Origin of the sequence: Corallococcus exercitus (genome assembly GCF_003611585.1) — a bacterium.
GTDB lineage: Bacteria > Myxococcota > Myxococcia > Myxococcales > Myxococcaceae > Corallococcus > Corallococcus exercitus.
Genome location: NZ_RAVW01000062.1, coordinates 1 through 12,206 on the forward strand (window position 1 = coordinate 1; position 12,206 = coordinate 12,206).

Here is a 12,206-nt window from a genome sequence, read left to right on the forward strand (position 1 = left end):
GCCTTCGCGGCGGGAGCGACAGGGGTATAAGAGAGACACACCATTGCTCATCCCGACTTCACGGCGGCGCGGTTCACCAGCTACCCGGACGCGCGCTTCACTCCGGCGCCAGCGGACGGCGTGCTGCCGGAGGGCTTCTTCACGACGACGAACCTGCCCACGTACGTGCGGGTGGACGGCCGGTGGCGGATGCCGCGCGAGCCGCGCATGGACGGAGCGCTGGTGCTGGACGCGCAGGGCGAGCTCTGGGTGCGCGAGGGCCGCCGGGTGCGCGCGGGAGAGCGCGTCGTGGTGGGCAAGGCGGAGGACGGCAGCGAAGGCGTCTACGTGAACATGGCCTACCTGGCGGAGGGCGGGGACGGCGAGTTCAAGTTCATGACGAGCGAGGTGTCGCGCGAGAAGCCCATCGACTACGCGCACATGGCGCGGCTCCTGGTGGAGGAGCGCGAGCGGGGCGGCTATCCCATCTGGGTGACGGGGCCGGCGCTGGTGCACTCGCGGGCGCGGGCGGACATGACGTGGTTCGTGGAGAACGGCTTCGTGGGGGCGCTGCTCGCGGGCAACGCGGTGGCGGTGCATGACATCGAGGCGTCCATCTACGGCACGACGCTGGGGATGAGCGGCGCGGGCGAGGCGACGTCGGGCGGGCACGGCCTGCACATGCGCGCCATCAACCGGGTGCGGCAGGCGGGCTCCATCGCGACGGCGGTGGAGGCGGGCATCATCACCAACGGCATCATGCACGCGTGCGTGAAGCACGGGGTGCCGTTCGTGCTGACGGGGTCCATCCGGGATGACGGGCCGTTGCCGGACGTGGTGACGGACAACCTGGCGGCGCAGGACGCGATGCGCCGGCACGCGGTGAAGGCGACGATGGCGGTGCTCGTGGCCACGGCGCTTCACGCCATCGCGACGGGGAACATGCTGCCGGCGTTCGTGACGGAGAAGGACGGCACGTTGCGCGAGCTGCCCACCATCTGCGTGGATTCGTCCGAGTTCGTGGTGAGCAAGCTGAAGGACCGGGGCACGCACCAGGCGTTCGGCGTGGTGACGAACGCGCAGGACTTCATGCACATCCTGCGGCTGTACGTGGAGCGCGAGCTGACGGCGCGAGCGGCGAAGCCGAAGCCGGTGTAAGGGCCAGACGCCCGACGCGTCCAAACCTGTCCGACAGTCGGACAGGTTTCCGTTGCTCCGAGGGGCGGAGGCCCCCAGCGGCGGTTCTCCAAACCTGTCCGACAGTCGGACAGGTTCGCGCAGTGCGCCGCTGACGGGAGCTTCTACTCAGCGTTGGCTGAGTGCGGGAGCGGTCAGGGGCTTCCAGGCCGCGCTCGACAGTCCGCCCTCGGTACCGAAGAGGGCGGAGTCGCCCTCCGGGAGCACGGCGTAGACGCGCGGATCCGCGAGCTTCGGCAGTGCGTGCACCTCCCCGGTACCCGCGTCGAAGTACGACGCGCCGAGCAGCGTGCCCACCACCGCGCCCCCGGGCACAAGCGCGGCGGAGACGATGGCGGGGGAGGGCAGGCCGGACGCGGTTCGCACCCGCGTCCACTTCGCGCCGTCGAAGTAGTTGAAGCCGTCCTGGCAGGTGCCCGCGACGGCGCGTCCTTGCGCGTCGGTGGACAGCGCGGTGATCCAGTTGTCGGTGAGGTCGCGGCCGTCGTGGAAGCGCTGCCACTTCATGCCATCCCAGCGCAGCAGGCCCCGGTCCTCGCTGCCCATCCACAGGAAGCGGCCCGCGCCTTCACCCACGGAAGGATGCTTGCTCCACTCCTTCGGCAGGGGCAGCCGCTTCACCAGGGACAGGGGGGACGTGGCGGGAGTGACCAGCGACATGCCCCGGCCATCCACCAGCGCCACGCCGCCGTCGACCTGTGACACGTTGAGTACGGACAGCTTCCCCAGGGCCACGGGGTTGCGAGCGCCATAGGCCACCTGTGTCCACACCTTCCCGTCATGGAAGCCAAGGCCGTACGTGGTGGCGACGTAGAGGTTCACGCCGTCGCTGGTGATGCCCAGCACCTGGTCGCTCGGGAGTGAGGGCACGCGGACGGTCTGCCACCGGCCGTCCTCGCGTTGGATGCAGACGCCCCGGTCGAACGTGCCCACCACGAGCTGGCCCTGGTGACGCGCGAGCGCGGTGATGTGATTGCCGCAGAGCTGCCCGGTGGGAGTGACCCGGCGCCACCCCGTCTTCCCTTGGAGGAACACGCCGGAGGTCCGCGTGCCCGCCCAGCCGTCGCGCAACACGGTGGCGCCCTTGGGGACGCTCACGGCCTGGAGGGGCACGGACTCCGTCTCCCACGCGTGCACCTCACCGTGACTGCCCACGATGCGCACGCCCTGCTCCGTCACGGTGAATGACAGCGGACCCGTGGGCACGTTGCTCACGGCGGAGAGCCTGCCGCTCGTGTTGATGGAGAAGGCCCCCTCGGTGGTGCCCACGTCCACGCCGTCTCGCGTGTCCGAGATGAACCGCACCGGCCCGGGCAACGACCACGCGCGCTCGGTGCCCAGCTCGAACAGGCGCCCCTCCGCGGTGCCCGCGAAGCGCGGCGAGAACGCCGTGTACGCGGGGCCCGGCGGCAGCACCGCGGCCAGGGACTCCAGCCGGCTCAGGTAGTCCGGAGTGCTCGCGTCCTCGGCGGGAGGCAGGGCCTGCCAGCGCACGTCCAGCACCGGCGTCACGTGGAAGCGCGTGTCCAGCGACACGAGCCCTTCATCCGTGGCCACGAAGAGCCGGTCGCCCGTGGACTCCAGCGCGCGGCAGAAGTGGCTGGGCAGCCCGTCCTCCACCGTGAGCACGCGCACCGGGCGGCCCGAGGCCGTGAACAGCTCCAGGCCGCCTTCGGTGCACGCCACGACGTGGCCGCCGAACGGCTCCAGGTCGTGCACGGTCTCGGTGTTGGTGACGGTGGCGGCCAGGGTCAGCGCGGTGAGGGTGGAGAGCATCATGCTCCACCCCCATTGCGAACTCCGGGCCAGCCCGGTGTGTCTCCCCGGAGCCGCACTCGCGGCCCGGGGTCAGCGCGTGCCTAGAACGACTCTTCCGGCACGTCCATCAGGTCCAGGTTGCCGTTCTCCACCATGCGCGCGGCGTGCGCGATGCCGGGCAGCACCTCGTGGCAGTACCACCGGGCGCTGGCCACCTTGCCGCTGTAGAACGCCTTGTCGCCGGGGTTGGTCTTCATGCGGTCCAGCGCCACGGCCGCGTGGCGCACCAGCAGCCAGCCGATGACCACCTCCGCCACGGCGAACAGCACGCGGTTGCCCTGGAAGCCCACGTGGTAGACGGACTCGCCCAGCTTGCCCATCAGCGTGCCGAGCAGCGTCTCCAGGTGCCCCAGGGCCTCCGCCAGCGCGGCGCGCTCGGTCTTCAGCTCCGGGCCGCCCTCGTTGCCTTCCGCCGTCTCGCGGATGCGGCCCAGCAGGCCGGACAGCGTCGCGCCGCCGTCGCGCGCCACCTTGCGCATCAGCAGGTCCAACGCCTGGATGTGCGTGGTGCCCTCGTAGAGCGAGTCGATCTTCTGGTCCCGGATGTACTGCTCCACCGGGTAGTCCGTCAGGAAGCCCGAACCGCCGTGCACCTGGAGCGACAGGGACAACAGCTCATACGCCTTCTCGGAGCTGTACCCCTTCACCAGCGGCAGCAGCATGTCGTTGAGCACGTCCGCCTCGCCCGCCGCCGTGGAGCGGTGGCCGCCCTGCAGCTCCACCTGGTCCTGCACGGACGCGGTGAACAGCGCCAGCGCGCGCAGGCCTTCCGCGTGCGCCTTCTGCGCCATCAGCATGCGGCGCACGTCCGGGTGCTGGAGGATGTTCACGCGCGGCGCGGACTTGTCGCGCGCCTTCGCCAGGTCGCTGCCCTGCACGCGGTCCTTCGCGAACGACAGCGCGCGGAAGTAGCCCGCGGACAGCGCGGCCATGGACTTGAGGCCCACCGCCATGCGCGCGTTCTCGATGATGTGGAACATCTGCCGGATGCCGTCGTGCACCTCACCCAGCAAGAGGCCGCGCGTGGGCTTGCCGTCGCCGAACGTCAGCTCGCACGTGACGGACCCCTTCAGGCCCATCTTCTTCTCCAGCTTCGTGCACACGACGTTGTTGTGCTCACCCAGGCTGCCGTCCTCGTTCACCCAGAACTTGGGCACCACGAACAGCGACAGGCCCTTGGTGCCCGGCGCCGCGCCCTCCGGACGCGCGAGCACCATGTGGATGATGTTCTCCGCGATGTCCGACTCGCCGTTGGTGATGAAGCGCTTGACGCCTTCAATCTCCCAGACGTCGCCATTCACCTGACGGGCCTTGGTGCGCGCGGCGCCCACGTCGCTGCCCGCGTCCGGCTCCGTCAGCACCATGGAGCCGCTCCAGCGGCGCTCCAGGATGTGCGGCAGGAAGCGCTGCTTCTGTGACTCCGTGCCCAGCTTGTCGATGACGCGCGCGAGCAGGTTGCCCAGCGTGAAGAACGCCAGCGCGGGGTTTGAGCCCAGCAGCAGCTCGAACGCGGCCCAGCCCAGCGACGGCGGCGCGCCCAGCCCGCCCAGGTGCGTGGGCGTCTCCAAGAGGTGCATGCCCGCGTCGTAGTAGGCGCCCATCGCGGCCTTGAGGCCCGGGGGCAGCTTCACCTCGCCGTTCACCAGCTTCGGCGGGTTGTGCTCGGACTCGTCGAAGCTCTTCGCCAGCTCCTGCGTGCACAGCTGGGCGAAGGTCTCCAGCGTCTGCCGGGCCGCCGTCTCGTCCAGGTCTCCGAAGGGGCCCTTGCCCAACGACGTGCGGCCGATGTCCAGGAACTCGAAGAGGTTGAACTCAATATCGCGGAGGTTGGGCGTGTAGTGCAGGGACGACGACGACATCGGAAGACTCCTCGCGGCCTGGGCGAAAGAAACAGCCCCGCGCCGGTGAAGGCGCGGGGCCGGAAACGGACCGCCAGGGTACCCGAGATTGATTCGCGGGTCAGTCGCGCCGGGCGTGGATGACGCGCAGCGTCTCCCGGCGCTCGAAGCGGTTGCCGGCGGCGTCGCGGGCGACGAACACCAGCTCATACGTCCCGGCCGGCGTGCCCTCCGGGATGACCAGGGCCTTGGTGAAGCGCATGCGGTCCTGTGTGTCGAGGAGCTGCTGGTCCTCGCCGAAGAGGTCGCCGTACACGCTGACCTCCTGCGTGGCCTCCACCGCATCCACATCCAGTGTCAGCGTGTCACCGGGGGCCACCTCCTTCTGGGAGAGGACGACGTCGAAGTCGTTGCCCTGGGAGTCCAGGCGGTAGCGCACCTCGCTGCGCTCCACGCGGCCGTCCGCCAGCTCCGCGATGATGAACACGGTGTAGTAGCCATCCGCGATGCCCAGCGGCACGAGGAAGCGGCCGCGCCACGAACGGGTCAGCGTGTCGAACGTGAGCGGCTTCACCAGGCCGAAGGGGAAGTAGGCGGTGACGCGGCGGGCGTTGCGCGGGGCGCGCACGGAGATGATGGGGTCGCCGGGCGGAATCTCCTCGCGGCTGAGCGCACCCGCCACCATGCCGTCGGGAAGCTGCACGGGGACCATCTCGCGCACCGTCTCACCGTTGGGGGCCGTGCGGGCCACCTGCTCCACCGCGACGAAGGACGTGTAGCGGCTCATCAGGTGGTACTGGAGCGCGGTCTCGGTGATGCCCTGGATGATTTCCGGCGTCTCGCCACGGTAGCCCTCCACGGTGAGCTCCTCGATGCGCTGGCGGGCCCAGAGGCTCTTGAGGGAGTCGTGCTCCGGGGCGACTTCGGGGAAGTGCACGGGCACGTCGAAGCGGCGGACCTCGCCACGCACGCGGCCGGAGATGCGGAGGACGCCGTCACCGGTTCCGGTGAACTTGCCCACGAGGAACAGCGGCTGGCCGGCGAAGAGGTCCGGCACGGACTTCGGGTACACGTCACGGACGGGCAGGCCGTCGGTGTCCACCACGAGCGAGGTGAGGACGGGGCCGCGCATGCGCTGCTCGAACTCGCGGGCGACGTCTTCCTCCGGGCGGTTGAGGTTGACGAGGGTGGAGGCGCCCCGGCCCAGCTCACCCATCTTGGTGATGAGGTAGCGGTTCGTGCTGGAGCCCACGCCGGCGGAGAAGATGCGCGTCTCTTCCCGGAGGTGCTCCTGGAGCGTGCCGAGCACCTGCTCATCCGCGCCGATGAGGCCGTCCGTCATGAAGAGCACCATGCGCAGGCGGGCCGGGTCGTTCGGGGGCAGCATGGCTTCGCGGGCGGCGATGTTCACGTCGGTGCCGCCACCGCCCCAGAAGTTGGCCACGTAGGGCAGGGCGTTCTGGATGTTCTCCGGCGTGGCGGGGACGGCGGTGGGCGCGAACTTGGTCACCTGCGTGTCGAAGTTGAGGACCTGGAAGGTGTCCTCCGGCATCAGGTGGTTGAGCACCTCCTTCGTGATGGCCTTGGACTTCTCGATGGCGAGGCCGGACTGCGAGCAGGACGTGTCCAGCACCATGTAGAGCTCGCGCGGGACGATCTCCCTCTGGGTGGGGGACAGCTGCGGGTTGAGCATCACCAGGAAGTAGCCGTGGTCCGCGCCGGGGTCGCGGTGCATGAGGACGGCGGGGCGGATGAGCGCGTCAGCGACGACGTACTCCAGGATGAAGTCCTTGTTGGGGATGCGGTCGTCGCGGCCAAGGCTCACCCTGGCGCGGGACTGCCCTTCACGCGTCACGTCCACGCGGTGGGTGGTGGAGCGCAGCGAGTGGACCGGGAGGCCCGCGTCCAGGCGCACGGTGAGCTGGATGTCGTGGCCGCTGCGCGTGTCGGTGATGACCGGGGGCGTGATGCGGCTCGCGTCGGGGACGGTGGTGGTGTCGGGCTCCTCGCCTTCACCCTGACGCGTGGGCAGCGGCTGGCCGCCGATGAAGCGGGGGCCCACGACCATGGGGAAGCTGAAGCGGTAGGTGCCCGCGTCGTAGGTGAGGCGCTCCACGTAGTGGATGCGGACGCGGATGGTTTCGCCGGGGAGGATGTTGGCGACGGACTGAGTGAAGATGTTGGGGCGCTCCTGGTCGAGCAGCGCGGCCGTCTTGCCCTCGGCCTTGGCGCGCTCGTAGGTGTCGCGGGCCTGCTCGCGGGTCTGGATGACGCCCTGGATGATGCGGTTGCCCAGGTGCATCTCCATGCCGTCCACGGCGGCCAGCTCCGGCAGCGGGAAGACGTAGAGCGCTTCGAGCGGCGCGGAGTAGGGGTTCTCGAACACCTGCGTCACGGTGACGGACGCGAGGAACCCGCTGACCTCCGCGTCCACCTCCGTGTGCTTGAGGCTGAAGGTGCGCGGCTCCGTGTCCGGGCACGCGGTGTCGGGCTGCGCGCGGAAGCGGGCCACGAGGGTGCCCTGGGCGACGCCCGCGGTGGGCGAAGCGGCCGGGGGACAGGGTTGCTGAGCAGCGGCCGGGGCGGCCAGAAGACAGACGAAGAGCGCGGCGAGCAGGACTCGCATGGTCGGGAACCTTGGTTTCAGGGTGTGCCCGGAGACATTGCAGCCCCCGGGCCAACCCCGGTTCCCCTCTGAAAAGGCTGGTAGTGGGGGCGGCGGGAGACAGTCCGGGTGTGGTTCCGTGGCCACGGGGCCACTGGGTCAGGCGCTACCAGGTGAGGGCTTCGGGAGCCGCTTCGAACAGGTGCTTCATGTCCTGGAGACTCGGATGTTGCCGCTTCACTTCCCGCCAGACGCTGGGGTGATGGTGCGTCCGAATGGTCTGCTCCAGTTGCGCGAGCCGTTTGGGAGGACCGTTCTTCTGCTTTGCCTCAACGTAGCAAGTGAGATGGGAGAGGTAGTTCGTGTAGGCGTCGGCCCGTGTAACTGGGAGGTAGTCGCGAGTATTGAGGCCGAGCGCAATTATTGTGTAACTCGCTCGCTGATGAGCGACCGTGCCCTCGGGGGCGCTGGGGAGAAAATGAAAGGTATCGCTGAGGTCCAGCTCAAGGAACTCGGTTGGATCCTCAAAGCGGGGATCGATCAGCACGGGACTTCCTGAGACAGGAGGACCTACAGGTGCTCCCTTCTTCCTTCGAAGTTTCGTCAGCGTGCCAGTTCCCTGCGCGAAGACGGCGAAGCGGCTGTTCTTGTACTCGTTGCAGGCTCCGCAAGCGTAGAGGTAGTTCATCCAGGCGAAGACCAGCTCCGGGTAAAATGCTTTAGGCCGAATGTGCTCCACTTGGTGCGCTGCGGAGTCTTCGCAGTAGGCACAACGACGTGCTCCGACGCACATCCGTGTCAAGGTCGCCTTGACGCTGTCGAACGTAGGATTGCCTTTCTTGTTCAGCGCCTTGAACCGTTTGCTCCCCTGCTTGATACGCGTCGCGTATTCAGGGATCGCATCAATCTCATGCTGGTAGGCGGCAAGCTGCGTACGGGCTGGTTCCGGCAGCGGGAGATCCGGGAGCCGAATCACGATCGGCTCACCGCAGGGCCCTTGGGCAGAGTGCTGGCGGCAGTTGGAAGTTGGGTGCGCAGAAGTTGTTGCTCAGCCTGCTCCTCAGGGGAAAGCCCCTTCTTGAGCTCCTTCTGATTGAGGACGGCAAGCCGTTCGAGCTTCTCCTGGGCTTCCGGAGAGCGCAGGGGAACCTCTCCGAATGCACCAGTGCCAAAAGCGTCGAGAACGTTTCCGTAGAGCAGTCGGTCGAGCGCGACGCCGGTGACCATGCCCGCTTCTTCGTCACTGCCTGGCCGGGGAAGGCGGAAAACGCTACCCACAGTCGCGGCTTGGCAGATGAGCGGACTGTGCGTTGTGACGATGAACTGGATGTTCGGGAAGTGTTCACGGAACCATCGGCCTACACGGCGCTGCCACACGGGATGCAGGTGGGCGTCGATCTCGTCAATCAGGACGACACCGGGGACGATGATGGTCGTTGCGTCTCCGGGAACGAAGAGCTTGTCGGAACCATAGGTCCGTGAGAGCTGACGGATCAGCTCGAAGGTCATGCTCAGGATGGAGCGGTAGCCGTCGCTCATATTCTCGACGGGAACTTCGCAGCCGTTGCCATCGACGAAACGAACACCCTTGGACGAGATCGATTCGAGTTGGGCTTCGTTGGGAAGAAAGTCAGGCTGGTTGATGAATTGCTTCAAGGACTCAAGAAGGTCCCCCTCGGGATCTTCTTCCAGCTTCTTGAACCGGAGGAGCTTCAGCCATTCGAGGCTTTCCGAAAGCGCGACGGACTCTCCAAATACGGACAAGTGTCGGGCGAGTTTTGGATTTGAGTGAAACAGCCTTTCCTGGTCCTTGTCTCCACCAGTGAAACGTCGGAACGGTCCATACGAGGCACTGAACCATCCTGCGCGTTCAATCCAAACAGGCGGCTCGTGCTTGTCCATGCCTAGGCCCCTGATGAGGACGGTTTGTGCTTCCATCACCGGTACTAGGTCGAGGCCTGCATCAAGGAGCAACCTGTCAGTGTCGACGAACTTGTCGTAGCGCTCGTCCCCAACCAGCTTCAGACGAACGGAGCCGTGTCCTGCTCCGACGCTGAGCCACTCGGACCAATCCTGACGTAGCGCAATCGCCTCGTTGGGGCCCACCAGCGCCAGTGCGACGGCCCGGAGAAAAGAGCTTTTGCCAGCTCCGTTATCGCCGATGACGACGTGCCATCCGGGGCCTGAACCCTCCGGCAGTTCCCACCGCAGGGTCCGAATGGACCGGATGTTGGAGAGGTGGACCTCTTTCACGTACATGCGCCCTAGCTCGCCCGAAACAGGGGGAGGGGTCAACCGTAACGACCCCTCTACGCGACCCTCTGAACGCACGAAGGCCCCCGGACCGTACTTCCGGTCCGAGGGCCTCGATTCTCACAGAAACCTCAGCCGCCCTTGAGCTGCAGCGTGGGCACCGCGCCTTCTCCGAGCACGAGGTGCACCTGACCCACCTTCGCGGCCAGGTCCTTGTACGCCTCCAGCTCCTTGAGCCGCACGAGCAGCGGGTTCTCCGCCAGCACCTTCGCCGTCTGCGCCATGGAGCGCGTCGCCGCCGTCTCCTCGCGCCGCAGGATGACGTTCGCCTCCGCTTCCTTCTGCGCCTGGATGACCCGGTTGAGCAGGTCCTTCATCTCCTTCGGCAGCACCACGTCCTTGATGCCGAAGCGCAGCAGCTCCAGGCCCACGCCCTCCGCCCCCGACTTCACCTGCGCGTACAGCTCCTCGGACACGGCCTCACGGGCCGCGAGCAGTTCATCCAGCGTGCGCGTGGACACCGCCTCACGCGCCGCCAGCTGCATGGCCAGGTAGAGGATTTCATCCGGCGCCCGCGCCACCACCGCCAGCCGCCGCGCGTCCACCACCCGGTACGCCGCGGACAGGTTGAGCCGCAGCGTCACGCGGTCCTTCGTCATCACCTCCTGGCCGGTGACGTGGAGCAGCCGCTCGCGCAGGTCGATGACCGCGAACTGCACCTTGTGCGCGACCGTCCACGCCGCGTGACGGCCCGGCGGCAGCACCGCGTCCAGCACGCCGTCCACGTAGCGCAGCGCCACCGTGCCCTCCGTCGCCGTGGCCTCCACGTAGTCGCTGGCCGGAATCAGCGCGCGCACCTCGTCGCTCGGAGGCGTCGTCGCCACGCCGGACACGTCCACGCGCTCCACCCGCACGGTGGGCGACTCGGGCCGACCGGTACGACCGGGCAGCCGCTGCGCCGTCCACACCTGGTGCTGTCCCCGCCCCAGCCACCGCACCGGCTGGCCGTGATGGAAGACCACCGCGCGCTCGTCCGCGCCCAGCTCCAGCACCTGGAGGTCCTTCTCCGGCACCAGCGCGAGCTTCGCCTCGTCCAGCCGGGTGACGGGTGGCTCCAGCGGCACGCGCTCGAAGCGGACGTGCTGGAAGGGACGCACCACCCAGTGCCGGCCCGGCCCCAGGTACTGCTCCGCCCGCCCGTTCACCACGACGAACAGCCGCTCGTTCTGCGCCACTTCCACCCGACCGATGCCCATGACACGTCACCTCGACGACAAGAAAAGAGTGCGGCTCCGCTGCTGGAGAAAAGGACCCCGCCGCCCCACGGGCGCTTCCCGCGAACAGACCGTCCGGAACCGCGTTCAGCCTCCCGAGCGACCGCACCGGATGCCGGTCACGGACGGCGACCGGAGCGCTCCGCATGAAGCACGGAACGTCTCCAGAGGCCCTGGCGACCGGCCAGTGTGCGGCGTGGGGAGGAGGACGCGGTGGACTCGCGTTGGCACCAGCGAAAAACGACGGGGTCCCGGGCGAACGAAGGATTCGAACCTTCGACACCGAGATTTTGAATCTCGTGCTCTACCAGGTTGAGCTAGTTCGTGTGATTGCCCAGCAAGGGCCTCGATGCGCGCCTCACGGTGGCGTGCGACCGGTACGGCCTTCCATCGCGGCAGGAACACCCGGGAGTGATGGCCGTGAGGAACGTCCGAGTCCCATGCCCCGGCGCAAAGCGCCCCCGCGTGGAATCGGACGCCTCGGGACAGCCCCGTGCGCCCCCTGAAGTTCGCCGACGGGGCCACCAGACGCGAGCGTGCCGGAATCCTGACGGAGCGGCTTCAGCCCTTCGTCACGTACCACCAGCCGAACCACATGGTGCGCTCCTCCGCGAGCAGCTCCCAGCCGGGCGCGTGCAGGTAGAAGTCCGTGCGCAGCCCGGCGAGGTCCAGCGCGCGCGCCGTCTCCACCGCGCTGTACAGGTGCAGCGTCACGTCCGTGTCCGCCGTGCGCACCCGGCGCGTGGCCTCCTCGTGCGCCTCCAGGCCCTGACGGCGCTCCAGCACCGTGAAGAGCATCCGCGCGCCCGGCTTCAGCGCGCGGCCCAGGTGGCCCAGCACGCGCGGCAGGTCGTCACAGAAGTCCAGGCAGCCAATGGCCAGCGCCACGTCGAAGAGGCCCAGGTCCGCCGGCACCGGATCCAGGTAGCTGTGCACGCGCCACGTGCCCGACGGCCGCGCGCGCTTCGCCAGCTCCAGCATCTCCGGCGCCACGTCCAGGCCCACCACGTCCACGGACGCGTCCAGCCCGCGCGTGTGCAGCGCCGGGCCGCAGCCCACGTCCAGCACGCGCAGGCCCGGCTTCACCACGCCCGCGAGGAAGCGCTCCACGCGGTCGCCGTAGCGATGCAGGGACGGGTAGAGCACCTCGTAGGCGGAGGCGATCTCCCCGTACACCTTCGCGACGGCGGCCTCGTCCCTCCTGCCGCCGTCTGTCTCTGCCTCCATACCGTGCGCTCCTGC

The 12,206-nt window shown here is 68.3% G+C and carries 8 protein-coding genes and 1 tRNA gene; 1 reads left to right on the top strand and 8 read right to left on the bottom strand.

The genetic code is table 11. The annotated features are described in order from the left end of the window. The first annotated feature begins 42 nt into the window (after nt 1–42). Nucleotides 43–1,137, top strand: coding sequence for a putative NPN-dependent ornithine cyclodeaminase (locus tag D7W79_RS10750; RefSeq protein ID WP_120525269.1), 1,095 nt, complete (start codon nt 43–45; stop codon nt 1,135–1,137). Between the two features lie 147 nt (nt 1,138–1,284). Here the strand turns inward: D7W79_RS10750 and D7W79_RS10755 are convergent, their stop codons facing one another. The 8 genes from D7W79_RS10755 to D7W79_RS10790 form a co-directional block, all read right to left on the bottom strand. After that, nucleotides 1,285–2,955 carry a ligand-binding sensor domain-containing protein gene (locus D7W79_RS10755; protein ID WP_120525270.1) on the bottom strand — a complete coding sequence of 557 codons (1,671 nt, stop codon included), beginning with the start codon at nt 2,953–2,955 and terminating at the stop codon, nt 1,285–1,287. A gap of 80 nt (nt 2,956–3,035) precedes the next feature. Further along, nucleotides 3,036–4,853 carry an acyl-CoA dehydrogenase gene (locus tag D7W79_RS10760; protein WP_120525271.1) on the bottom strand — a complete coding sequence of 606 codons (1,818 nt, stop codon included), beginning with the start codon at nt 4,851–4,853 and terminating at the stop codon, nt 3,036–3,038. Nucleotides 4,854–4,953: 100 nt separating this feature from the next. After that, nucleotides 4,954–7,458 (bottom strand): VIT domain-containing protein, encoded by a 2,505-nt coding sequence (locus D7W79_RS10765; protein ID WP_120525272.1) that lies wholly within the window; start codon nt 7,456–7,458, stop codon nt 4,954–4,956. A gap of 145 nt (nt 7,459–7,603) precedes the next feature. Next, nucleotides 7,604–8,413: an HNH endonuclease family protein gene (locus D7W79_RS10770; protein WP_120525273.1), complete on the bottom strand. Its 810-nt coding sequence runs from the start codon at nt 8,411–8,413 to the stop codon at nt 7,604–7,606. After that, nucleotides 8,410–9,696: an AAA family ATPase gene (locus D7W79_RS10775; protein WP_120525274.1), complete on the bottom strand. Its 1,287-nt coding sequence runs from the start codon at nt 9,694–9,696 to the stop codon at nt 8,410–8,412. Before D7W79_RS10775 ends, D7W79_RS10770 begins: the two co-directional genes overlap by 4 nt. A 125-nt stretch (nt 9,697–9,821) precedes the next feature. Beyond that, nucleotides 9,822–10,946 carry a slipin family protein gene (locus tag D7W79_RS10780; protein ID WP_120525275.1) on the bottom strand — a complete coding sequence of 375 codons (1,125 nt, stop codon included), beginning with the start codon at nt 10,944–10,946 and terminating at the stop codon, nt 9,822–9,824. Nucleotides 10,947–11,217: 271 nt separating this feature from the next. Further along, nucleotides 11,218–11,289: transfer RNA gene (locus D7W79_RS10785), tRNA-Leu, on the bottom strand. Between the two features lie 236 nt (nt 11,290–11,525). Beyond that, complete coding sequence (locus tag D7W79_RS10790; RefSeq protein WP_120525276.1) at nt 11,526–12,191, bottom strand: class I SAM-dependent methyltransferase; 666 nt, start codon at nt 12,189–12,191, stop codon at nt 11,526–11,528. Nucleotides 12,192–12,206: the final 15 nt, after the last annotated feature.